A 19,702-nucleotide genomic window follows, 5' to 3' on the forward strand; every position below is an offset into this window, starting at 1 on the left:
TCAGTTTCTTCCGGGATAATGCAGCAGGCCGAGGGCTCCGCCTGACGGTTGAGGGCGTGGGGCCGCATGCGAGATAGCCACGGCAGCCGCTGCCGGCTGTTCCTCGTCGGGCTCGCCAGCAAGGAGGTAGCGCGTCTCGGCATCTTCGATGTTGTCGGCTTCGATGACGCCCCACTGGTGCCAGCCGGCGCGGCGAAGGGCGGCTATACGCAAGGCACCGCCTTCGAGCCCGACATAGAGCGAGATCAGCAGCGGCAAAAGTGGTGCCGCGAAGGTCAATCCCGCCGCCTCGCTTGCAATCGCCAGCGCCATTGTCACGGCCAGCGTCACCGCGGCTTCGAGCCAGAGCCGTTGCCACAACAGCCAGAGCAGCGGGACGACAAAGCCGAAGACATAAAAGCCGTCGCGAACGAAGACGGCCGTTTCCGAAGCATTTTTTCCCGCCGAAACAGGCGGCTCCATGACGACATGGATGGCCATGGCTATCCCTTCAGGCTGCCCTTGGTCGAGGGCACTGCGTCTGGCTGGCGCGGATCGCTTTCAAGCGCCATGCGCAGAGCGCGCGCCACTGCCTTGAAGCAGGTTTCGGCGATGTGATGGTTGTTGGCGCCGTAGTGGTTGGTGACGTGCAGCGTGATGCCGGCGTTCTGAGCCAGCGCCTGGAAGAACTCGCGCACCAGCTCGGTGTCGAAGGTGCCGATCTTGGGCGCCGAGAAGGCGACGTTCCAGACCAGGAACGGGCGGCCAGACACGTCGATGGCGGCGCGCGTCAACGTCTCGTCCATGGCAAGGTCGATCGAGGCATAACGCATGATGCCGCGACGCTCGCCCAGAGCCTTGGACAGCGCCTGGCCGATGGCGATGCCGCAATCTTCGACAGTGTGGTGGTCGTCGATGTGCAAGTCGCCCTTGGCCGACACTTTCATGTCGATCAGCGAATGCCTGGAGAGCTGGTCGAGCATGTGGTCGAAGAAGCCAACGCCGGTCGACATTTCCGAACGGCCGGTGCCATCGACATGAACCGAGACGGAGATCTCGGTTTCCTTGGTCTTGCGGCTGACTTCGGCGGAACGGGGGGCCATTGGCGGATCCTTGTCCTCAAAAACGTCAGCCTAATAACAGCATGATCGGCCGATTGCCAATCACCGCGAAAGGGCATTTCGTGATGCGGCGCGTGGATTTGCATTCCTTGCGCCGCGTCATACATAAGACGCCAACTTCCACTCGTAACGCGCAAGCTGCCAAAGAGGGGCCGCGCGCCATCGGAGCAACATATGTCCAATGAACAGAGCATGCACGCCACAACGATTGTGACCGTGCGCAAGGGCAACAAGGTGGTCATCGCCGGCGACGGCCAGGTCAGCCTCGGCCAGACCATCATGAAGGGCAATGCCCGCAAGGTCCGCCGTCTCGGCAAGGGCAACGTGATCGCCGGGTTTGCCGGCGCCACCGCCGACGCTTTCACCTTGCTCGAACGCCTCGAAGCCAAGCTCGAGCAGTATCCCGATCAGCTGACGCGTGCCTGCGTCGAGCTCGCCAAGGACTGGCGTACCGACCGCTACCTGCGCCGCCTCGAAGCGATGATGCTGGTCGCCGACAAGAACGTGTCGCTGGCGCTGACCGGCACCGGCGACGTGCTGGAGCCGGAATTCGGCGTCATGGCCATTGGTTCGGGCGGCAACTATGCGCTCGCCGCGGCCCGGGCGCTGATGGACACCGACAAGGACGCCGAGGAGATCGCTCGCAAGGCGATGCAGATCGCCGCCGACATCTGTGTCTACACCAACCACAGCTTCGTGATTGAAACGCTCGATGCCGAGTGAGGCAGCCGCGCATTACGACTTCCGACCGGTGACGCGGGCCGACCTGCCTGTCATCAAGGCATGGTTGGTCCAGCCGCACGTCGCCGAATGGTGGAGCCACCCCGAAGATGAGATCGCCGCGATCGAAGAGCATATCGACAGCATATCGGTCGAGCCGCTGATCATCGAGTTGAACGGCAAGCCGATCGGCTACCTCCAGAGCTATGACCCGCATATGGAGGACGACCATCCCTACCAGGATCAGCCTTTCGGCACGCTTGGCCTCGACATGACGATCGGCGTGCCGGAACTGGTCAGCAAGGGCCATGGGTCGGCGATCATCCAGCAGTTTGTCGAAGAGCTGTTCGAGGAAGGTGTGCCGCGCGTCATCATCGATCCCAACCCGGCCAACAAACGCGCCATCGGCGCCTATGAAAAGGCCGGCTTCGTGGCTTTCGACACACGAACCTCGATCTACGGTCCGGCGCTGATGATGGCGCGCGACGCCGAAGAGGAGGATTTCGACGCGTGAGCATCGAGCAGGACGCGGCGGCGCAGCGCGAGCGGGTCGGCTGGTGGCTGTTGATTGCAGCGTTGCTCATCGCCGGGCAGGCGGCGGCGCTCTACTGGATGGGGCGGATTCCGATCTGCGAATGCGGCACGGTCAAGCTGTGGCACGGGGTGGTGCAAAGTTCGGAGAACTCCCAGCACATCTCCGACTGGTACACCTTCTCCCACATCATCCATGGCTTCCTGTTTTATGCACTGCTGACCTGGCTTGCGCCGAGGAGTTCGCTCGGTTTCCGCCTGGTGGCAGCGATCGGTGTCGAGGGAGCGTGGGAGCTGATCGAAAACAGCGACTTCATCATCAACCGCTACCGCGAAGGCACCATTTCGCTCGACTATTACGGCGACAGCATCCTGAACTCGGTGTTCGATACACTGGCCATGGTGCTGGGTTTTGTCATGGCAGCGCGGCTTCCCGTCTGGAGCGTCATTGTGCTGGCCATCTTCTTTGAAATCGGCGTCGGTTACGTCATCCGCGATAACCTGACGCTCAACGTCATCATGCTTGTCCATCCGTTCGATGCGATCAAGCAGTGGCAGGCGGGGACCCCATAATGAACAAGCTTTCGATACCGCCGGAAATGCTCGCCATATCACCCGAGGCGCTGCGCACCGCCATAGCAAACGGGCTGGTGACGGCCGATCAGGCACAAGGGTTGCGCGATCTGGAGCGAGCCAGAACGCCCGCTTTCGACGCCGAACCGCAGGACGACGAGAAGTTTCGTTTCATCAGCGGCTTCAGCGACATCTTCGTGACCATAGGGCTTGCGCTGTTCCTGGGCGCCCTCGGCTACTTTTCCGGCGACATGATCGGCAATGCCGGCATGTTTGCCGTCATCGCCGTGGCGAGCTGGCTTCTGGCGGAGTACTTCACCCGCAAACAGCGCATGGCGCTGCCCAGCATCGTGTTGCTTCTGGTCTATGCGGGAGCGGTTTTTGCGGCGATTGCGGAAGCCTTCAATCCGACCCAGAGCCTGGGCATGGGCCTCAGCAACCATGAGGGCTGGCCGTTCGTCGTTGCCGGTCTTGTCACCGCTGGCGCAACCGCGTTGCACTATAGGCGCTTCCGCGTGCCGGTGACCATCGCGGCCGGCGTGGCGGCTCTCGTCGCCTCTGCCGTCGGGGTCCTTTTCATGATGGCACCCGATTTCGCAGTCCAGGCTGCCAGGCCGCTGCTGCTGGCCTGCGGCCTTGCCGTATTCACGCTCGCCATGCGTTTCGACCTGAGCGATCCGCTGCGTCAAACCCGACGCACCGACATCGCGTTCTGGCTGCACATGCTGGCCGCACCGCTGATCGTGCATCCGTTGGTCAGCGGGCTCGTCGGCGAGGGCGGCTCGGACGCTGTCTCGGCCTGGAGCATCCTTGCGATCTTCATCGGACTGGCGCTCGTCGCGCTCGTCGTCGACAGGCGCGCGATCCTCGTCTCGGGCCTGTCTTACGCTGGCTTCGCCTTTGGCGCCCTTGTCGTCAAAGCGGGGCTGTCGGACAGCGTCGTGCCGCTGACCATGCTGGTGCTCGGTGCGCTGGTGCTGCTGCTCAGCGCCGGCTGGCATGCGCTGCGCCGGACCCTTCTGTCACTGCTGCCCGGTGCCCTTGCGCGCCGGCTTCCAGCCCATACATAAGCCCCAACTGAGTATTCGAGAGTATCGACATGTCCACATTCTCTCCCCGTGAGATCGTTTCCGAACTCGACCGCTTCATCATCGGCCAGAAGGACGCCAAGCGCGCCGTGGCAATTGCCCTGCGCAACCGCTGGCGCCGCCAGCAGCTGGAAGGCCAGATGCGCGAAGAGGTCATGCCCAAGAACATCCTGATGATCGGACCCACCGGCGTCGGCAAGACCGAGATTTCGCGCCGCCTCGCCAAGCTGGCGGGCGCGCCCTTCGTCAAGGTCGAGGCGACCAAGTTCACCGAGGTCGGCTATGTCGGCCGCGACGTCGAGCAGATCATCCGCGACCTGGTCGAGATCGCCATCGGCCTGGTGCGCGAAAAGATGCGCGAAGACGTCAAGGCGCGCGCCCATGTCAACGCCGAAGAGCGTGTGCTTGAAGCCCTCGTCGGCAAGACGGCAAGCCCGGCGACGCGCGACAGCTTCCGCAAGAAGCTGCGCGACGGCGAGCTCGACGACAAGGAGATCGAGGTCGATGTTGCCGACACCGGCAATGGCGGCATGCCCGGCTTCGACATTCCCGGCATGCCCGGCGGCAATATCGGCGTGCTCAACATCAACGACATGCTGCAAAAGGCGATGGGCGGCCAGCGCACCAAGACGCGCAAGACCACCGTCAAGGAATCTTACGCGCTTCTGATCGGCGACGAATCCGACAAGCTGCTCGACCAGGACGAGGTCGTGCGTCGGGCGCTTGAGGTGACCGAGAACGAAGGCATCGTCTTCCTCGACGAGATCGACAAGATCGCCCGTGGCGATGTTTCCGGCGGCCCTTCGCGTGAAGGCGTGCAGCGCGATCTGCTGCCGCTTGTCGAGGGCACGACGGTCGCGACCAAATACGGACAGGTGAAGACAGACCACATCCTGTTCATCGCCTCGGGTGCCTTCCACGTCTCCAAGCCCTCGGATCTTCTGCCGGAGCTGCAGGGCCGCCTGCCGATCCGTGTCGAGCTCAGGGCGCTTGAAAAGGACGACTTCCGCCGCATCCTGACGGAGACGGAAGCCAGCCTGATCAAGCAGTACATCGCCCTGATGAACACCGAAGGCGTTGCCCTCGAGTTCACCGACGATGCCATCGATGCGCTCGCCGGCATCGCCGTCGATCTCAACGCCAGTGTCGAAAACATCGGCGCGCGGCGCCTGCAGACAGTGATGGAGCGCGTCCTCGACGAGATCTCCTACGATGCGCCGGATCGCAACGGCACGACGGTGAAGATCGACGCTGCCTATGTGCAGAAGCATGTCGGCGACCTCTCGAGGAACACCGACCTGTCGCGTTTCATCCTTTAAAGGCCTGCGTAGGCCGGCTCGCCAAACGGCCGGCCGGTCGTTGCGACAGAGGCAAGATGTGGCCGAATGGAACCATCCGGCCACCTTTTGCTGTCAGCCGACGACAATATCCTCGACTAAGCGGGGGGCATTTCCTAGTTTGCCCTGACAAAGCTTGGGCAAACAGCAGCACATGAAACGCGTATTTCTCTCGGCATTTTTTCTGGCAGCAGCGTTCGGCGTTCCGCAGGCGTCGGCGGCGACAATTGTCGCGGCCGGCAATGTCCATGCCGAACAACCAGATGTGCCCGGCGCCTCGTCCAAGCGCACCAAGGCCGGCAAGACCACCTTCGATGCCAAATACCGCAAGGTCTACGCACTGCTGCAGAACGACACCGAGCTGCGCGGCAAGATCAAGACCGTGGCGCGCGCCTACGGCATCGACCCGATGCATATCGTCGGCGCCATCGTTGGCGAGCACACCTACAATGTCGACGCCTACGACCGGCTGCAGACCTATTACGTCAAGGCAGTATCCTACCTCTCCAGCAAGCTGAGCTTCGCTTATGAGGGCGAAGACATCTCCGACTTCATCAAACGTCCGGAATTCGCCGATTGTGCTGGAAAATCCGGCAGCTACGACCTGTGGGAGTGCCGCGAGGCGGTGTGGAACCAATCGTTCCGCGGCAAGACTGTCGGCGGCACGAGCTTTCCCAACGACCGCTTCAGCGCCACCTTCTTCCAGCCCTTCTATGCCGGCCAGACCTTCGGCATCGGCCAGCTCAATCCGCTGACCGCGCTGCAGATGAGCGATGTCGTGCACAAGGTGTCGCGCCTGCCCAAGCTCGACGAGGGCGATCCGAACGCCGTCTACAAGACGATCATGGATCCCGATCTGACGTTGCCCTATGTGGCCGCGACGCTGAAGACGTCGATCGACGCCTACAGGAACATCGCTGGCTTCGATATCTCCGGCAATCCTGGCCTCACGGCGACGCTATACAATGTCGGCAGCCCCGAAGCGCGTGCCTATGCGCTGAAAGCCGAAAACGAGCGGCGCCTGGCCGCAGGAGAACCGGCAAAGCTGCCGGAAGAGAACTATTATGGCTGGCTGGTCAATGACCGCCTCAACGAACTCAAGGCGCTGTTCTAGTTCTCGGAACTACCTGCGCTTCTTGCGCATGATCGCCTCGCGGACCTGGGCATTCAGCGCCGCAAGTTCCGCCTCGTTCAGCTCGTCGATCGCTGCAGCCATCAGATTGGCGAGCTCGGTTGCGGCAGGCGAAAGCCCGGCCGTATCGACAACGACGCGTGGATGCGAGCCTTCAGCCAGCTTCTGCAGCTCCTCGGCATCGTCCCAGATGACATTGAAATAGCCGATGATCTTCTGGATCATCGCCCAGGTCGGCACACCCCTATGGCCATGCTCGAGCGCCGAGAGATAGGCGGCGCTGACGCCAATGCTCGCAGCCATGTCCTTCTGGCTGACGCCGCGCTCACGCCTCAGCTCGCGGATGCGCTCGCCGAGCGGGGTCAATGGCCCGTCCTCCGCCGCAGCCGGATGTAGATCGCGCCCGAGCCGCCATGATGGCGGGCGGCATGATCGTGGCTCGACACCAGCATGCGGAAGGACGGCGTGCTCAGCCAGGCCGGAACCATGCGCTTCAGGACGCCGTCGCCGCCTTTGGAGTTGCCTTTGCCGGTGATCACAAGCACGTAGCGGACGCCGCCGGCATGCGCGCGCGCCAGAAAATGCAGCAGCAGCGAATAGGCTTCATCCTGGGTCATGCCATGGAGATCGACCCGGCCTTCGATCGGTAGACGGCCTTTCGACAGCTTGTCGCGTGTCGGCTCGTCAAGCGAATGAGCTACATACTGGCGCTTGGGTGCAGCAGCCGGCGCCGCCACCTGCGCAGCAACGGCCTTGGCAGGTGCCGGATCCGTCTTGGTGGCGACTGGGGCCGGTGGTTCGGGAATTTCAACGGCGCGGCGGCCCTTCAGCGGCGACGTCGTGCGGGCAATGACGTTCCACAGCACGCGTTCTTCGTCGCTCAGTTTGCCGTCGCGGCGTGCGCTCATGATCTGCCACCGGCCAACAGTAGTTTCGGCAGCAAGGCGAAGAAATCGGCATCGTTGCGGACGACTCCGGCAATCTCGCCGGCCTCGAAACCCGACCCCGCAAACAGATCACCGCGCGCCGGACCAGTGATCGCCGAACCGGTGTCCTGCGCGATCATCAGCCGGGCAAACGGTTTGCCATCGAAGGCCTTCAGGCCGGTGGCGGCGATGTAGAACGGCGTGCCGAAGGTGTGCAGCAAACGGTCTACGGCGACCGAACGGCCCGGCGTCAGCGGCACTTTCGCCGCGGCGATCGGCCCAAGTGCCGGATCATCGACCTCGGCGTGCCGGAAGAAGATGTAGGACCGGTTCTGCCGGAGGATCTCATCGACACGGTCAGGATTGGCTTTGAACCAGGCACGGATCGACTGCATCGTCACCTTTTCGAGCGGGATCTCACCAATTTTGGCAAGAATTCCGCCCGGGCCGGTAAAACGTTGGCCGGATTTCGCGGCATAGGTCACACGACGCAGCGACCCATCGGTCATGTTCAGCCGAGCCGCGCCCTGGACATGGACAAAGAACGCATCGACCGGATCGGCAAACCAGGCAATCTCAAGTCCCTTGCCGGATAGCGCACCTTGTTCGATCGCCGGGCGGTCGAAATACTCGACCAGCCCCTCGGGCGTTAGTCTCGCGAAAGCGAGGTAAGGGTCCATGCCGGCGGGGCGGTTCTGGTCGTCGATATCGACCAGGTCGGCCGGCCGCGACAGCAGCGGCACCCGGAAGACCTCTGTCTTGATGGCAGACGCATCGACTTCCGGCTCATAGAAACCGGTGACGAAACCACGCTCCCGGCCTTCGGGCGGAACCAAGGCAGGCTGGAAATGACGTTCGAAGAAGTCGCGGGCCTCAGCGCCATTGACTGCGGGCCGCTCGCGCGCTTCGGCGTAGGCCGGGGCAAAAGCGTCAAAAGCGACGCCAAGGGCGCCGCTGCGATAAGGTCTGGTCAGGACATGAAAGGCAGAGCGCCGGAAGGCATCGAAGGCGGCTAGCTGGTTATCTTCCAGCCAGCCGGGGAGATCGGCGAAACCGACCGGGGCGAATGCGGGCGAGAGCAACACGGGCTTCGCCCGCCACGCGGATCAGTCTTCTTCCTCGGTGGCGACAAGCTTCCAGTTCGGGTCGCGCGAGCGGGTGTCGCGGGCAAAGGTCCAGACATCCTTGACCTCGGCCACGGTCTCCGGATCGCCGTCGATGACCTCGCCGGCCTTGTCGCGCGTCGCCGAGATCAGCTCGCTGACGATGCGCAAGGTGACATGGGCTTCGCCACCCTTCATCTCGGCCGAGACGATGTCGGCCTTGTCGATGCCGACAAAGGAAGACTGGATCTTTTCCGAGCGGCCTTCACGGTCGGCGATCGCGGCAACAAAGCCGTCGAAGACTTCACGGGAGAGCAGGTTCTTGAGCGTTTTGCGATCACCGTCGGCATAGGCCATGACGATCATCTCGTAGGCCATCTTGGCACCTTCGACGAACCCCTTGGGCTCGAAGGAAGCGTCGGCATCCTTGATGGCGCGCAGGCCCTTGTTCAGGTCGGTACCCGGCTTGGCGAAGGCGTCGATCGCGACATAGGCATCTTCAGCCGGCTCGCCGGGCGCACGCTTGCGCTGCGGCAGCGAGACAACGTTCTCGGGCTTGCCATTGGCGTCCTGCGGCTTGTTGCGGGCTGCCGTATAGGGATCGAACGGCGGACGTTCATTGCCAGTGCGGCGTCCAAGCACGTTGCGCAGCTGGAAAAAGATCACCACCGCTGCGATCAGAAAGAAAATCGTGCCGAAATCGAAGAATTCCATATCTTCTGCCGATCCGTCCCTTGTTCGCGGCCGAAGCCAGCTTATGTGCCATTCGCCGGCGCCGCATCTGTGCTGCGCCCGTTAGCCTTGCATATAGAACGCATGCGCCGATCATTCAAATTAAAGGCGCAGCACCCTATCTAAAGATGTATGCACTATGCCTGTGACCGCATCTGGCTGTCACGTCAACTCTAACCGGATCGGATCGACGCTCTTAATGCTGCCCCTCCTTCTCCTTGCCCTGCCTTTGCTCGAGATTGCCGGCTTTGTAGTGGTCGGCAGCGAAATCGGCGTGCTTGCGACCATCGGCCTGATCCTGCTCAGCGGCATCGTCGGCTCGATCCTGCTGCGCGTCCAGGGATTTGGCGTCATGACCCGGATCCGTACCGAGATGGACGCTGGCCGCGACCCCTCCAAGGAACTCGCCAATGGCGCGATGATCGTTCTCGCCGGCATCCTGCTGTTGATCCCCGGTTTCATCAGCGACATTCTGGGCATCCTGCTGTTCCTGCCGCCGGTGCGGGCGCTGGCCTGGCGCTTCCTCAGCAAGCGGGTGCGTTTCAGCACCGATTTCGGCGGCTTTGCCCGCCGTGGCGGCCCAGTTCCCGGCAAGACCATCGACCTCGGCGAGGACGACTTCACCCGCCAGCCCAACCCGAATTCGCCGTGGCGCTCGATCCGCGACGAGTAGTCGAAGGGCTTCCAACGCCGGCAAAACCTTGTCTTGGCATGCCGAGCGTGCTAGCGAACCGCGGATTCCAATCCGGGCCGCGTCGCGGCCGAGCCAAGAGGACATGGGCTAATGGCCACGAATGAAGCGCCGGAAGGCGCCAACGGCAACGGTAACGCACAGCAGCCCACGCTCAACGTGCTGGCGCAGTATGTGAAGGATCTCTCCTTCGAAAGCCCCGGCGCTCCGAATTCGCTGCGCGGCCGCGACAAGGCTCCCGGCATCAACATCAACGTCAACGTCAACGCCAACCCGATGACGGACAAGCAGTTCGACGTCAACCTGACGTTGAGCGCGAAGGCCGCTTTCGACAAGGACGTGCTGTTCAACGTCGAGCTGGTCTATGGTGGTGTGTTCCGCATCGACGGCTTCCCGCAGGAGCACATGCTGCCGCTGCTCTTCATCGAGTGCCCGCGCCTGCTGTTCCCGTTCGCTCGCCAGATCATCGCTGAAGCGACCCGCAACGGTGGCTTCCCGCCGCTGATGCTCGACCCGATCGATTTCGCGCAGATGTTCCAGCAGAAGATCGCCGAGGAACAGGCCGCTTCCAAGGTCAAGGTCAGCTAAGACCGCACCTTAAAGACAGTGATTTGAAAAGCCCGGCCTCAGCGCCGGGCTTTTTTATTGGGCGGGGTTAGTTCGGTTCGGCAGGCGACAGCAGCTTCGCCCAAAGGGCCTTTTCGCCGAGACCGCCGACCAGCTTCTCATGGGCGGCAAGTTCGGCCTCGGTCAGCCGCGCCGGCAATGGCTCTGGCCGTGCGGCGACAATGATCTCGATCTGACGAGTCGAACCACCATTGCCGTTCGACTGGGAAAAGCTGTCCAGCACCAGCGCCGACTGCTTGCCGCCGATCAGCTCGATGTAGATCTCGGCCAAAAGCTCCGAGTCGAGCAGCGCGCCGTGCTTGGTACGGCGGCTGTTGTCGATGCCGTAACGACGGCACAGCGCATCGAGCGAGTTCGGGCCCATCGGGTGCTTGCGGCGGGCCAGCGCCAGCGTATCGATCAGCCGGCCCGGGTCGATTGCCGGCTGGTCAAGCCGCGCAAACTCGGCATTGATGAAGCCAAGGTCGAAGTTGCCGTTGTGGGCGACAAGCTTGGCGCCGTCGATGAAATCGATGAATTCGTCGATGATCTCGGGGAAGGTCGGCTTGCCCTCGAGGTCGGCGTTGGAGATGCCGTGCACGTCCTGGGCATCGGGATGGACCTGGCGCCCCTGCGGATTGATGTATCTGTGGAAGGTGTTGCCGGTCGGGAAGCGGTTGATCATCTCGATCGCGCCGATCTCGATGACGCGGTCCTCGCGTGAATCAAGCCCGGTCGTTTCGGTATCGAAAATGATCTCGCGCACGTGATTCTCCTTGCCGCGAGCATGCTCCAGCGGCTTGCAGCCGGACAAGGCCTAGGTGGACTGCCGTGTCGGCTTTCCCACCGTCAATTCACCGATGATGGCCCGCACCGCCTCACGCGCCGCGGCGAGGCCTTCGCCCGTATCGACTATGTAGTCGGCGCGCTTGCGCTTTTCAGCGTCGGGAACCTGCTTGGCGAGGATCGTTTCAAATTTCTGTTCGGTCATGCCGGGTCGCGCCAGCACTCGTTGGCGCTGCACGTCAGCAGGTGCCGTGACCACCACCACCTTGTCGACGCGGCCTCGACCGTTGGTTTCGAACAAAAGCGGGATATCGAGCACGGCGATCGGCGCGCCGGCGTTACGGCTACGGTCGAGAAAGGCGTTGGCATCGGCCCGGACCAGTGGGTGGATGATGGCCTCGAGCTTCTTCAAGGCGGTTGCATCGCCCAGCACGTGGCGGGAAAGTTCTGTGCGGTCGACGACGCCATCTCTGACCGTTCCGGGGAATGCCGCCTCGATCAAAGGTGCTGCCTCGCCAGCGTAAAGCCGGTGCACGGCTTCGTCGGAATCATGAACCGGTATCCCGGCGTCAGTGAACATCTTCGCCGTCGTCGACTTGCCCATGCCGATCGACCCTGTCAGCCCCAGAACGATCATTTCTTGCTGTCCAGGTCGGCGACGATCAGGTTGCGCAGCTCGGCAGTGACTTCGGGGCGATAGCCGAACCAGCGCTCGAAACCGGGTACGGCTTGATGCAACAGCATGCCCAGCCCGTCGACCGTCTGCAGTCCGCCCGCCTTGGCTGCAGCGAGCAGCGGGGTTTCGAGCGGCACATAGACGATGTCGGTGACGATGGCATGGTCGGGTAGGGTCGACGGGTCGGCCGGCAGGCCCTCATTGCCGTGCATGCCCAGTGCTGTCGTATTGACCAGCAGCGACGCATCACCAAGCAGTTCGGCGGTGGCCGCCTGCGGATGCGCGCTGACGCCTGCGCCGAACTGGTCGGCAAGCTCGCTGGCGCGTGCAAGCGTACGGTTGACGATGCGGATGTCCTTGAAGCCACGCATTCTGAGCGCGTGGATGATCGCCCGCGATGCGCCGCCAGCACCCAGCACGACCGCGACGTCGCCCTTTGCCCAGCCGGGCGCAAGGTGATCGAGATTGGCGGCAAAACCGTAAGCGTCAGTGTTGCCACCCCACAGAATGCCGTCCTCAAACCACAGCGTGTTGACCGCACCGATCTGTTCGGCCGCTTCGTCGCGGCGCTGGACCGCAGCGAATGCGGCTTCCTTGTGCGGGATGGTGACATTGCCGCCGCGCAGGCCTGCTGCCGCAAGCCCTGCGACAAAGGCCGCAAAATCCTCGGGCGCGACATCGATCGCGGTGTAGCTGCCGTCGATTCCGTAGCTCTTCAGCCAATGGCCGTGGATCATAGGCGAACGCGAATGCGCGATCGGGTGGCCGCAAACGAACGCTTTCAGCTCAGCCATCGATGGCCCCAAGCTCGCGCAGCTCGGCCAAAACAGGCAGCAGCGGCAGGCCGACAATGGTGAAATGGTCGCCTTCGACCTTTTCGAACAGCTGGATGCCTTCGCCTTCGATCTGATAGGCACCGACGCTCGACAGCGCCTTCTTGCCGACGTGGGCGAGGTGGCGACCAATGAAGCCCGGATCGAGCTCGCGCATGGTCAGCGAGGCGACCGCCACATGGCGCCACAAGGTCGCGCCGTCGCGTACCAGCACGACGGCGCTGTTAAGCTGGTGGGTCTGGCCGGAAAGCTTGAGCAGGTGGCGGCGCGCGCCTTCCATGTCGGCCGGCTTGTGGAATACCTTGTCGCCTAGCGACAGCGTCTGGTCGCAGCCGAGCACCAGGCGGCCCGGATGTTCTTCGCTGACGGCAACCGCCTTGGCCTCGGCCAACACCAGCGCCACTTCCTCCGGCGACGCCCCGCTTTCGGCCAAGGGTGCTTCGAGTGCCCGCTCATCGAGATCGGCCGGAATGGCCTCTACGGCGATGCCCGCGTTTTCGAGCATAGCTTTGCGAAACGGGCTGCCGGAAGCAAGAATGAGTTTTTCGGTCACGGGCTTTGCCTGAAAACGAACCGCGCGGGCGGTGTTGCTGGGTGTTTCGGGTCCTAGCGGCTCTTGTTGCGCAGGGCAACGATGGCGGCGGCCGTTTCCTCGATCGAGCGGCGGCTGACATCGATCATCGGCCAATTGTGCTTGGTGCAGATCTTGCGGGCATAGGCCAGCTCTTCGGTGATCGATGCGCGGTCGATGTACTCCTGCGCGTCGAACGCCATGGTCGTACCGAGGATCCGGTTCTGGCGCACATGCGAGATGCGCTCCGCGGTGGCGATCAGGCCGACGACCAGCGGCTTTTCTGCCTTGACCAGGCTGTCGGGCACGGGAACGCCGAGCACGATCGGGATGTTGGCGGTCTTGATGCCGCGATTGGCAAGATAGATGCTTGTCGGTGTCTTCGACGTCCTGGAAATGCCGATCAGCACCACGTCAGCCTGTTCCATGTCGGTCGGCAGCTGGCCGTCGTCATGCTCCATGGTGAAATTGAGCGCGTCGATGCGGCGGAAATATTCGGCGTCGAGCACATGCTGGGCGCCGACACGGCGGCCGGCCGGCGCACCGAGATAGGACTGGAACACCGAAAGCACCGGTTCGAGCACCGAAACGCAAGGCAGGCCCATCGTCGCACAACGGCTGTCGATGATGCCAGCAAGGTGCTGGTCGACGACCGTGTAGAGCACGATGCCTGGCTCCTCCTCGATGTCGTCGAACACCTTCATCAGCTGCTTTTCGGTGCGGATAAGCGGGTAGATGTGCTCGATCGCGCGTGCGTCCTTGTATTGCGCCGAGGCCGCACGCCCCGCCGCCAGAAGCGTCTCGCCGGTGGCGTCGGAAATCAGGTGCAGATGGAAGAAGCTTTGGGGTTTGTTCACAGCGGGCGCCTGGGTCTGTGGTCAAATGTGGATAAACGGGCAGTTCGGCCCGAAGCGGTCGGCGCGACTGTATCAGATGCCGACTTGTCCACAATTCGCTCTGCTGTCTGTTTCGATTCAGCGGCGGGGAGTATTGTGGGGATAGTTTTTTAGTCCCCGGCTGTCCACAGAATCAGCACCGCCAATGTGCTCGGCTAGAATCCTGATTCAAATCGACGAATCCGCCTCCTGCCCGAAGTTTTCCCCGCTGGCGAAAACGGCCGCGCGTCACTATGACAAGTGGATATCTTGGGCTGCCTATGGACAGGTCGTAATTCTCGATTCCAACAGACTCTAAGAATTAGAAGAATCCTTCGATATAAATTTTTGTTTATAGAAGGCTCAAGGAAAGGCAGACCTGATGCCCGTGAAACGCGCTCTGCTCCAAGTCCTGAAAGGCGAAAGCCTTGAGGTTCCACCGCTCTGGATGATGCGTCAGGCTGGCCGTTATCTCCCGGAATATCGCGAAGCGCGTAAGAAAGCCGGGAGCTTCCTCGATCTCTGCTACAATCCCGATTTCGCCGTTGAGGTGACGCTGCAGCCAATCCGGCGCTTCGACTTCGACGCCTCGATCCTGTTCTCCGACATTCTGGTCGTTCCGCATGCGCTCGGCCGCGATCTGCGTTTCGAGGAGGGCAAGGGTCCACTGATGACGCCCATTACCGCCGACGGTGTCGCTGCGCTCGACGGTTCAAAGTTTCACGTGAATCTCGAACCCGTCTACGAAACCGTGCGCCGGTTGCGCCGCGAATTGCCCGAGAAGACGACGCTGATCGGCTTCTGCGGCGCGCCCTGGACGGTTGCCACCTACATGATCGCTGGACACGGCACCCCGGACCAAGCACCGGCGCGGCTGTTTGCCTATCGCGAGCCGGAAGCCATGGCGCGGCTGCTGTCGATCCTTGCCAATCATTCGGCTGCTTATCTCATTCGCCAGATCGAAGCCGGCGCTGACGTCGTGCAGATCTTCGATTCCTGGTCGGGCGTGCTCGACGAGGCGACTTTCGAGGCCTGCTGCGTCAAGCCGGTCGCTGAAATCGTGCGCCAGGTTCGAGCGGTCTATTCCGATGTTCCGATCATCGGCTTCCCCAAGGGGGCTGGTGCTCAGCTCGACAGCTACAGGCAGCGCACAGGCGTCACCGGCCTCGGTCTCGACTGGACCGTGCCTTTGTCGCAGGCACAGCGTCTGCAGGCTGGTGGGGCGGTCCAAGGCAATCTCGACCCGCTCCGGCTCGTTGTCGGCGGCAAGGCACTGGAGGAGGGCGTGGACGGCATCCTGAAGGGGCTCGGCGCTGGGCCGCTGATCTTCAATCTTGGCCATGGCATCACGCCCGAGACGCCGGTGGCGCATGTGGAAGCGATGGTTCGCCAGGTGCGAAAGGCAAGCCAGCGATGAGCAGCAACGCCTCAGGACCGTCGAGCGGCGCGACAGCGGCCAAACGGGCCGTTATCGCCATCATTGTCCTGGTTGCGCTGACGGCCTTGCTTTTCTTCGCCGCACCCGACGGCTTCTATCCGTGGGCCAAGGCGATCCATATCATCGCGGTGATCTCGTGGATGGCCGGCATGCTCTATCTGCCGCGCCTGTTTGTTTATCACGCCGAGGCCGAGAAGGGCTCGGTGCAGTCGGAGACCTTCAAGGTGATGGAGCGCCGCCTGCTGCGTGCCATCATCAATCCGGCGATGATCGTTACCTGGGTGTTCGGTCTGTGGCTGGCTTGGAAGGGGTTCGGCTTCGCCGGCGGCTGGCTGCATGCAAAGCTTGGTGCCGTGCTGCTGCTCTCTGGCGTTCACGGCTATCTCTCGGCGTCGGTTCGCCGTTTTGCCGAGGACCGCAACGAAAAACCATCGCGGCACTGGCGCATCGTCAACGAGATTCCGACGGTGCTGATGATCGTCATCGTCATCCTGGTGGTTGTAAAGCCGTTCTGACGTCCTTAAATTTGCAGCACTGCGCCTTGCTCTTTCATTTCGGGAGAGCTAAAAGGCTGTTCTTCCTTCCCGCCATGCGCCGCCCCATTTTCATTCACTGGCCGCGCCCGGCGCTTATCGCAAAATGCCGATAGCCAACCCTCCCCACGCTCAGAGTCCGTCCATGCAGGAAACCAAACTCGCCGAATTCAAGAACAAGAAGCCGCCGGAGCTGATCGCTTACGCCGAATCGCTCGAGGTCGAGAACGCCAGCGTCATGCGCAAGCAGGAACTGATGTTTGCGATCCTCAAGAAGCTGGCCGGCCAGGATATCGAGATCATCGGCGATGGTGTGGTCGAAGTGCTTCAGGACGGCTTCGGCTTCCTGCGCTCGGCCAACGCCAACTATCTTCCGGGTCCGGACGATATCTACATTTCGCCGTCACAGATCCGGCGCTTTTCGCTGAAGACCGGCGATACGGTCGAAGGACCGATCCGCAGCCCCAAGGAAGGCGAGCGCTATTTTGCGCTGCTGAAGGTCAACACGATCAATTTCGACGATCCTGAAAAGATCCGTCACAAGATCCACTTCGACAATCTGACGCCGCTGTACCCAACCTCGCGGCTCAAGATGGAGGTCGAAAATCCGACCACCAAGGATATTTCGCCCCGCGTCATTGACCTGGTCGCGCCACTCGGCAAGGGCCAGCGCGCTCTGATCGTGGCGCAGCCGCGCACCGGCAAGACCGTGTTGCTGCAGAACATCGCGCACTCGATCACCACCAACCATCCCGAATGCTACCTGATCGTGCTTCTGATCGACGAACGTCCGGAAGAAGTGACCGACATGCAGCGTTCGGTGAAAGGCGAGGTCGTTTCCTCGACCTTTGACGAGCCGGCAGTGCGCCACGTCCAGGTCGCTGAGATGGTCATCGAAAAGGCGAAGCGCCTGGTCGAACATGGCCGCGACGTCGTCATCCTGCTCGATTCGATCACCCGCCTTGGCCGCGCCTACAACACCGTCGTGCCGTCATCCGGCAAGGTTTTGACTGGTGGTGTCGACGCCAACGCGTTGCAGCGCCCGAAGCGCTTCTTCGGCGCCGCCCGTAACATCGAAGAGGGTGGTTCGCTGACCATCATCGCGACCGCGCTGATCGATACCGGCAGCCGCATGGACGAAGTCATCTTCGAAGAGTTCAAGGGTACCGGCAACTCGGAAATCGTGCTCGACCGCAAGGTCGCCGACAAGCGCATCTACCCGGCGATGGACATCCTCAAGTCCGGCACGCGTAAGGAAGACCTGCTCGTGCAGCGCCAGGATCTGCAGAAGATCTTCGTGCTGCGCCGTATCCTCGCGCCGATGGGCACCACCGATGCGATCGAGTTCCTCATCGACAAGCTCAAGCAGACCAAGACCAACGCCGACTTCTTCGATTCGATGAACACCTGAGGCAGTCGGATCAACGGCGGCGAAGTGCTTCTTCCAGCTTCGCCGGATCGCTGATCACAGGCAGACAGGTAAGGCCGGTGCACAGATAGGCACCGGTCTTTTTTGTATCCGGGAGGATGTCGCCGGGCAGTTTTGCGCGGGTCGTGTCGTCGCCAAGTGCCAAAAAAATGTCGACGCGACGGGGGTCTGGATTCCGATTCGCTACCGAAACAAGCAATGACTGTGCTGGATCTTCGACAACAATCAGCTTTGACGGTTCAAGCGCCAGCACACAGGCGTTAACGATGCCGGCCTGGCCATATTGCTGGCTCTGGATACGGCCGGAAGCGTGTTCGGCGATCGTCCAGGCGCGTTGCTGAAGCGCGATATCCCCGGTGATGTTCGCCAGCCGCACCACAGCCTCGATGACTTGGCTCGTTGCCGATGGAATCGCCTCGTCGATGTCGCCTCGGATGCGCATCGGCACGTCGGCGCTGTCGGAAGCGGTGAGGTAATGGCCCGTCTTGTCGGCATCCACGTGCCAGCTTTCCAGCATTTTCAGGAAATGCGCGCCATGAAAGAGGTATCTGGCATCCCTGGTCGCTTCGAACAGGGAGATGGCTGCGTTGATCATCGCCGCATAGTCGCTCGACAAGGCCGGATAAAGCCGCTTTTCGCCGAGACTTGAGTGCGGCAGCCGGCCCTCAGGCGTTGCATAAGCCAAAATTGCAGCGAAAGCCGCCGCTGCCGCCGCCACCCAATCGTTGCGACCGAGGCTCCGGCCCGCTTCTGCCAGCGCTACGATGGCCAAACCGTTCCAGTCTGTAAGCGCCTTGTCGTCGCGGCCGGGGCGGATGCGCTCTTCCCGCTTCGAAAGCAGGCGCGATGTCAGGTCGGAAACCAATTCTCGGGCGTCGACCGACTGGTGTGCCTGTACCGCGGTCTGGTTGACAATCGGATCACCTTCCCACGTATCCGGCTTGGTGATTGTGAAGTATTTGAAAAACAACGACGAATCATCGCCTAGGGCGGTCGTGATGCTTTCCTCCGTCCAGGTGTAGAACAGGCCTTCTTCGCCTTCGCTGTCCGCATCGAGGCTGGATGCGAACGCGCCGTCCGGCAGGCGCATTTCGCGCAGCAACCAACCTACCGTGTCTTCGATTCGTATCCGGAACAGTTGATTGCCCGTTGCGGCATAAGCCCAATTGGCCTGACGGATCAGCTGGGCATTGTCGTAAAGCATCTTTTCGAAATGCGGCACGAGCCACTGCGCGTCGGTCGAATAGCGCGCCAAACCCCCACCGACATGGTCATAAATGCCACCGGCAAGCATATTTTGCATGCTGTCAGTGACGGCATCGCGATGATCCTGGTTGTCGGAGCGTAGCCAGGAAAGCCACAGTGTCTGCATGAAAGGCGCGTTGGGAAACTTTGGCGCGCCCCGAAGTCCGCCCAGATCGTGGTCGATCATGTCGTAAATGCCGGATGCCAGTGTCCTCGCCGTGTCGGTCAGGATCCGACCCGGCGCGCTTGTGCCGCCAAGGCGCTTGCCGACATGTTGGGCAAGCTCTGTAGCGCTCTGCAGGATGCTGGCGCGTTTACCGCGCCATGCGGCATCGACCGCATTCAAAACCTGGATGAAGCCGGGTCGCCCGTAGCGCTGTTCGCGCGGAAAATAGGTCCCGCCCCAGAACGGCTTGGCATCCGGCGTCAGGAACATGGTCAGCGGCCAGCCGCCTTGCTCGCCCATGCTGGCCAGTGCAGCCATGTAGATCTGGTCGATATCGGGCCGTTCCTCGCGGTCGACCTTGATATTGACGAAGAGAGCGTTCATGACCGCGGCAACTTCGCTATTTTCGAAGCTTTCGTGGGCCATGACGTGGCACCAGTGGCAGGCGGCATAACCGACCGATAGCAGAATTGGCCGATCAAGTCGCACGGCTTCGGCCAGGGCTGCCGGCGACCACGGGCGCCAATGCACCGGATTGTCGCCATGTTGGCGCAGATAGGGGCTACCCTCGTTGCGAAGCAGGTTGTCTTGCGGAAGCATGCGTCATCGGC

At 62.1% G+C, this 19,702-nt stretch carries 23 protein-coding genes; 11 read left to right on the forward strand and 12 right to left on the reverse strand.

Going from position 1 to position 19,702, the window contains the following annotated elements:
- A complete protein-coding gene (locus ACHMW7_RS04240) occupies positions 1-480 on the reverse strand; it encodes a DUF2628 domain-containing protein (RefSeq protein WP_395449114.1) in 480 nt (159 codons plus the stop codon).
- Between the two features lie 2 nt (positions 481-482).
- Positions 483-1,082: an imidazoleglycerol-phosphate dehydratase HisB gene (gene hisB / locus ACHMW7_RS04245; protein ID WP_395449115.1), complete on the reverse strand. Its 600-nt coding sequence runs from the start codon at positions 1,080-1,082 to the stop codon at positions 483-485.
- A gap of 192 nt (positions 1,083-1,274) precedes the next feature.
- On the opposite strand from hisB, the gene hslV reads away from it, so the two are divergent.
- The 6 genes from hslV to ACHMW7_RS04275 all read left to right on the forward strand — a co-directional run bounded on the left by hslV (position 1,275) and on the right by ACHMW7_RS04275 (position 6,463).
- Positions 1,275-1,823, forward strand: coding sequence for an ATP-dependent protease subunit HslV (gene hslV / locus ACHMW7_RS04250; RefSeq protein ID WP_184768408.1), 549 nt, complete (start codon positions 1,275-1,277; stop codon positions 1,821-1,823).
- Positions 1,813-2,334, forward strand: a complete 522-nt coding sequence (locus ACHMW7_RS04255; RefSeq protein ID WP_395449116.1) for a GNAT family N-acetyltransferase — start codon at positions 1,813-1,815, stop codon at positions 2,332-2,334. The genes hslV and ACHMW7_RS04255 overlap by 11 nt, the downstream gene beginning before the upstream one ends.
- Complete coding sequence (locus tag ACHMW7_RS04260; RefSeq protein WP_395449117.1) at positions 2,331-2,924, forward strand: DUF2585 domain-containing protein; 594 nt, start codon at positions 2,331-2,333, stop codon at positions 2,922-2,924. Before ACHMW7_RS04255 ends, ACHMW7_RS04260 begins: the two co-directional genes overlap by 4 nt.
- Positions 2,924-3,994, forward strand: a complete 1,071-nt coding sequence (locus ACHMW7_RS04265; RefSeq protein ID WP_395449118.1) for a hypothetical protein — start codon at positions 2,924-2,926, stop codon at positions 3,992-3,994. Before ACHMW7_RS04260 ends, ACHMW7_RS04265 begins: the two co-directional genes overlap by 1 nt.
- A gap of 29 nt (positions 3,995-4,023) precedes the next feature.
- On the forward strand, positions 4,024-5,331 hold the full coding sequence (hslU, locus tag ACHMW7_RS04270; protein ID WP_395449119.1) for an ATP-dependent protease ATPase subunit HslU: 1,308 nt from the start codon (positions 4,024-4,026) through the stop codon (positions 5,329-5,331).
- Positions 5,332-5,503: 172 nt separating this feature from the next.
- Positions 5,504-6,463 carry a DUF1402 family protein gene (locus ACHMW7_RS04275; RefSeq protein ID WP_395449120.1) on the forward strand — a complete coding sequence of 320 codons (960 nt, stop codon included), beginning with the start codon at positions 5,504-5,506 and terminating at the stop codon, positions 6,461-6,463.
- 9 nt (positions 6,464-6,472) lie between these two features.
- Here ACHMW7_RS04275 and ACHMW7_RS04280 read toward each other — a convergent pair whose 3' ends face one another.
- Genes ACHMW7_RS04280 through ACHMW7_RS04295 form a run of 4 tightly spaced genes read right to left on the reverse strand, consistent with a single transcriptional unit; the run spans position 6,473 to position 9,224 of the window.
- The gene (locus ACHMW7_RS04280) at positions 6,473-6,847 is read right to left on the reverse strand and encodes a helix-turn-helix domain-containing protein (RefSeq protein WP_395449121.1); all 375 of its coding nucleotides are present in this window, start codon (positions 6,845-6,847) and stop codon (positions 6,473-6,475) included.
- The gene (locus ACHMW7_RS04285; RefSeq protein ID WP_395449122.1) at positions 6,844-7,389 is read right to left on the reverse strand and encodes a Smr/MutS family protein; all 546 of its coding nucleotides are present in this window, start codon (positions 7,387-7,389) and stop codon (positions 6,844-6,846) included. Before ACHMW7_RS04285 ends, ACHMW7_RS04280 begins: the two co-directional genes overlap by 4 nt.
- Positions 7,386-8,492, reverse strand: a complete 1,107-nt coding sequence (locus tag ACHMW7_RS04290; protein ID WP_395449123.1) for a murein transglycosylase A — start codon at positions 8,490-8,492, stop codon at positions 7,386-7,388. Before ACHMW7_RS04290 ends, ACHMW7_RS04285 begins: the two co-directional genes overlap by 4 nt.
- Positions 8,493-8,513: 21 nt before the next feature.
- Positions 8,514-9,224 carry a Tim44/TimA family putative adaptor protein gene (locus tag ACHMW7_RS04295; protein WP_214392972.1) on the reverse strand — a complete coding sequence of 237 codons (711 nt, stop codon included), beginning with the start codon at positions 9,222-9,224 and terminating at the stop codon, positions 8,514-8,516.
- 217 nt (positions 9,225-9,441) lie between these two features.
- Here ACHMW7_RS04295 and ACHMW7_RS04300 point away from each other — a divergent pair, with 217 nt between their 5' ends.
- Both ACHMW7_RS04300 and secB read left to right on the forward strand, forming a co-directional pair.
- The gene (locus tag ACHMW7_RS04300) at positions 9,442-9,915 is read left to right on the forward strand and encodes an FxsA family protein (RefSeq protein WP_395449124.1); all 474 of its coding nucleotides are present in this window, start codon (positions 9,442-9,444) and stop codon (positions 9,913-9,915) included.
- A 111-nt stretch (positions 9,916-10,026) separates the two neighbouring features.
- Positions 10,027-10,521: a protein-export chaperone SecB gene (gene secB / locus ACHMW7_RS04305; protein ID WP_067955790.1), complete on the forward strand. Its 495-nt coding sequence runs from the start codon at positions 10,027-10,029 to the stop codon at positions 10,519-10,521.
- A gap of 67 nt (positions 10,522-10,588) precedes the next feature.
- Here the strand turns inward: secB and dnaQ are convergent, their stop codons facing one another.
- From dnaQ to ACHMW7_RS04330, 5 genes are read right to left on the reverse strand one after another with little or no spacing between them, the layout of a single operon-like run.
- Entirely contained in the window at positions 10,589-11,305 is a 717-nt protein-coding gene (dnaQ, locus tag ACHMW7_RS04310; protein WP_395449125.1) for a DNA polymerase III subunit epsilon, read from the reverse strand.
- Between the two features lie 51 nt (positions 11,306-11,356).
- Positions 11,357-11,962, reverse strand: a complete 606-nt coding sequence (gene coaE, locus ACHMW7_RS04315; RefSeq protein WP_395449126.1) for a dephospho-CoA kinase — start codon at positions 11,960-11,962, stop codon at positions 11,357-11,359.
- Entirely contained in the window at positions 11,959-12,795 is an 837-nt protein-coding gene (locus ACHMW7_RS04320; RefSeq protein ID WP_395449127.1) for a shikimate dehydrogenase, read from the reverse strand. Before ACHMW7_RS04320 ends, coaE begins: the two co-directional genes overlap by 4 nt.
- Positions 12,788-13,387 carry a Maf-like protein gene (locus tag ACHMW7_RS04325; RefSeq protein ID WP_395449128.1) on the reverse strand — a complete coding sequence of 200 codons (600 nt, stop codon included), beginning with the start codon at positions 13,385-13,387 and terminating at the stop codon, positions 12,788-12,790. The genes ACHMW7_RS04320 and ACHMW7_RS04325 overlap by 8 nt, the downstream gene beginning before the upstream one ends.
- 53 nt (positions 13,388-13,440) lie before the next feature.
- Positions 13,441-14,262: a pyruvate, water dikinase regulatory protein gene (locus ACHMW7_RS04330; protein WP_395449129.1), complete on the reverse strand. Its 822-nt coding sequence runs from the start codon at positions 14,260-14,262 to the stop codon at positions 13,441-13,443.
- Positions 14,263-14,662: 400 nt separating this feature from the next.
- Here ACHMW7_RS04330 and hemE point away from each other — a divergent pair, with 400 nt between their 5' ends.
- The 3 genes from hemE to rho all read left to right on the forward strand — a co-directional run bounded on the left by hemE (position 14,663) and on the right by rho (position 17,662).
- The gene (hemE, locus tag ACHMW7_RS04335; RefSeq protein WP_395449130.1) at positions 14,663-15,697 is read left to right on the forward strand and encodes a uroporphyrinogen decarboxylase; all 1,035 of its coding nucleotides are present in this window, start codon (positions 14,663-14,665) and stop codon (positions 15,695-15,697) included.
- A complete protein-coding gene (hemJ, locus tag ACHMW7_RS04340; RefSeq protein ID WP_395449131.1) occupies positions 15,694-16,233 on the forward strand; it encodes a protoporphyrinogen oxidase HemJ in 540 nt (179 codons plus the stop codon). Before hemE ends, hemJ begins: the two co-directional genes overlap by 4 nt.
- Before the next feature lie 163 nt (positions 16,234-16,396).
- Positions 16,397-17,662, forward strand: a complete 1,266-nt coding sequence (rho, locus tag ACHMW7_RS04345; RefSeq protein ID WP_055981803.1) for a transcription termination factor Rho — start codon at positions 16,397-16,399, stop codon at positions 17,660-17,662.
- A 10-nt stretch (positions 17,663-17,672) separates the two neighbouring features.
- Here rho and ACHMW7_RS04350 read toward each other — a convergent pair whose 3' ends face one another.
- Entirely contained in the window at positions 17,673-19,691 is a 2,019-nt protein-coding gene (locus tag ACHMW7_RS04350) for a thioredoxin domain-containing protein (RefSeq protein WP_395449132.1), read from the reverse strand.
- Positions 19,692-19,702 lie beyond the last annotated feature (11 nt).

Source organism: Aminobacter sp. UC22_36, from assembly GCF_044056035.1.
Lineage (GTDB): Bacteria > Pseudomonadota > Alphaproteobacteria > Rhizobiales > Rhizobiaceae > Aminobacter.

Coding starts and splice junctions, on each gene's coding strand:
- ACHMW7_RS04240 (WP_395449114.1), bottom strand. CDS start 480: ATGGCCATCCATGTCGTCATGGAGCCGCCTGTTTCGGCGGGAAAAAAT.
- hisB (WP_395449115.1), bottom strand. CDS start 1,082: ATGGCCCCCCGTTCCGCCGAAGTCAGCCGCAAGACCAAGGAAACCGAG.
- hslV (WP_184768408.1), top strand. CDS start 1,275: ATGTCCAATGAACAGAGCATGCACGCCACAACGATTGTGACCGTGCGC.
- ACHMW7_RS04255 (WP_395449116.1), top strand. CDS start 1,813: ATGCCGAGTGAGGCAGCCGCGCATTACGACTTCCGACCGGTGACGCGG.
- ACHMW7_RS04265 (WP_395449118.1), top strand. CDS start 2,924: ATGAACAAGCTTTCGATACCGCCGGAAATGCTCGCCATATCACCCGAG.
- hslU (WP_395449119.1), top strand. CDS start 4,024: ATGTCCACATTCTCTCCCCGTGAGATCGTTTCCGAACTCGACCGCTTC.
- ACHMW7_RS04275 (WP_395449120.1), top strand. CDS start 5,504: ATGAAACGCGTATTTCTCTCGGCATTTTTTCTGGCAGCAGCGTTCGGC.
- ACHMW7_RS04285 (WP_395449122.1), bottom strand. CDS start 7,389: ATGAGCGCACGCCGCGACGGCAAACTGAGCGACGAAGAACGCGTGCTG.
- ACHMW7_RS04295 (WP_214392972.1), bottom strand. CDS start 9,224: ATGGAATTCTTCGATTTCGGCACGATTTTCTTTCTGATCGCAGCGGTG.
- ACHMW7_RS04300 (WP_395449124.1), top strand. CDS start 9,442: ATGCTGCCCCTCCTTCTCCTTGCCCTGCCTTTGCTCGAGATTGCCGGC.
- secB (WP_067955790.1), top strand. CDS start 10,027: ATGGCCACGAATGAAGCGCCGGAAGGCGCCAACGGCAACGGTAACGCA.
- coaE (WP_395449126.1), bottom strand. CDS start 11,962: ATGATCGTTCTGGGGCTGACAGGGTCGATCGGCATGGGCAAGTCGACG.
- ACHMW7_RS04320 (WP_395449127.1), bottom strand. CDS start 12,795: ATGGCTGAGCTGAAAGCGTTCGTTTGCGGCCACCCGATCGCGCATTCG.
- hemE (WP_395449130.1), top strand. CDS start 14,663: ATGCCCGTGAAACGCGCTCTGCTCCAAGTCCTGAAAGGCGAAAGCCTT.
- hemJ (WP_395449131.1), top strand. CDS start 15,694: ATGAGCAGCAACGCCTCAGGACCGTCGAGCGGCGCGACAGCGGCCAAA.
- rho (WP_055981803.1), top strand. CDS start 16,397: ATGCAGGAAACCAAACTCGCCGAATTCAAGAACAAGAAGCCGCCGGAG.
- ACHMW7_RS04350 (WP_395449132.1), bottom strand. CDS start 19,691: ATGCTTCCGCAAGACAACCTGCTTCGCAACGAGGGTAGCCCCTATCTG.